The sequence below is a fragment of the Phocaeicola faecium genome (genome assembly GCF_014837055.1).
Lineage (GTDB): Bacteria > Bacteroidota > Bacteroidia > Bacteroidales > Bacteroidaceae > Phocaeicola > Phocaeicola gallinarum.
This window is the reverse complement of record NZ_JACSPQ010000033.1, coordinates 1-1,323: the sequence shown is the minus strand read 5'-3', so window position 1 is coordinate 1,323 and position 1,323 is coordinate 1. Positions and strand designations below refer to the sequence as shown.

3 protein-coding genes are annotated in these 1,323 nt (G+C 65.3%); 2 read left to right on the top strand and 1 reads right to left on the bottom strand.

The window, feature by feature from the left end; all coding sequences use genetic code 11:
- Both H9626_RS15685 and H9626_RS15680 read left to right on the top strand, forming a co-directional pair.
- A partial coding sequence (locus tag H9626_RS15685; RefSeq protein ID WP_191710815.1) for a M24 family metallopeptidase occupies positions 1-411 on the top strand: 411 nt, incomplete at its 5' end.
- A 74-nt stretch (positions 412-485) separates the two neighbouring features.
- Positions 486-1,007 (top strand): NUDIX hydrolase, encoded by a 522-nt coding sequence (locus H9626_RS15680; protein WP_191710814.1) that lies wholly within the window; start codon positions 486-488, stop codon positions 1,005-1,007.
- Positions 1,008-1,126: 119 nt separating this feature from the next.
- On the opposite strand, the gene H9626_RS15675 is transcribed toward H9626_RS15680, so the two are convergent.
- The coding region (locus H9626_RS15675) for a hypothetical protein (RefSeq protein ID WP_225231013.1) at positions 1,127-1,323 on the bottom strand (197 nt) is incomplete at its 5' end.

The window sequence follows — 1,323 nt, the reverse complement described above, 5'->3', positions numbered from 1 at the left end:
ACCTATTCGGACATCCACCACGCCTGCATGCGCGTGCTGGCCGAGCGTCTGCACGACTGGGGCATCCTGCCGGTGAGCGTGGAGGAGTCGCTCTCCCCCGAAGGCCAGCAGCACCGCCGTTGGCACGCCTGCGGCTGCGCGCACCACCTGGGTCTGGACGTGCACGACTGCGCGCAGGCCCGCTACGAGTCGTATCAGGGTGCCGAGATCCGCCCGGGCATGATCTTCACGATCGAGCCGGGTCTGTACTTCAAGGAGAACGACCTGCTGGTGCCGCCGGAGTTCCGCGGCATCGGCGTGCGCATCGAGGACGACGTGCTGATGACCGAGCACGGCCCCGAATGGATCTCCGTGGACATCCCGAAGACCGTGGAGGATGTCGAGGCCTGGATGGCCGCGATGGCCGAATAGGCTCGAAACACCCCTACCGATGGATCGCGTGTGGGCCTCCTCCGATGAGGCCCACACGATTAAGGAGATGAACGATGGCGACTCCGGAGTTCGTGCTGAAGCTGCGTGAGAAGATCGGCCATGACCTGTTGTGGATGATGGGCATCACCGCCTACGTGCGCGACGCCGAAGGGCGGGTGCTGCTCGGACAGCGCTCCGACACGGGCAAGTGGGCGCTGGTGTGCGGCATCGTGGAGCCGGGCGAGGAACCGGCCGACACGGCCGTGCGTGAGATCAGGGAGGAGACGGGCATCGACGCGGTCGTCACCGACATGGTGGCGGTCAAATCCGACAACCGGGTGATCACCTATGGCAACGGCGATCGGACGATGTACATGGATCACCTGTTCCTGTGCGAGATCGATCCGGAGGGCAACGCCGAACCGTTCGTCGGCGACGACGAGAGCCTGAAGGTCGGCTGGTTCGATCCGGACGACCTGCCCGAGCCGATCATGCCGAGCACAGTGCAGCGCATCGGCTACGTGCACGAGTATCTGCGCAACAAGGCCGCAGGCGACAACCACGCGCTGTTCGCCTGCAACGGCAAGCTGCACTGATTCCGACCCGTCGTTCCGATCCGGCTCTGATTCGGCACCGTCGACAACGCCCGACGTCACCATCGTTCATGGTGCCGCAGGGCGGTGTCATGTCCGGTGTTGCGCGCCGGTGCACTGCGCTACCGCAGCTTCACCGCCAACACGGTGTCGACCGGATCGGGCAGGACCGGATCGGCTCCCAGATCGGCGAATACGATATCCGGGTAGTCGCTGTGGGTCCAGCTCGTGGAGATCGGCACCTCCGCCCCGCTGGCCAGGTAGCGGATCGAATCGATCTGCTCCTTGCGCACTCCGATCAGGGGCAGTGCGCCGATGC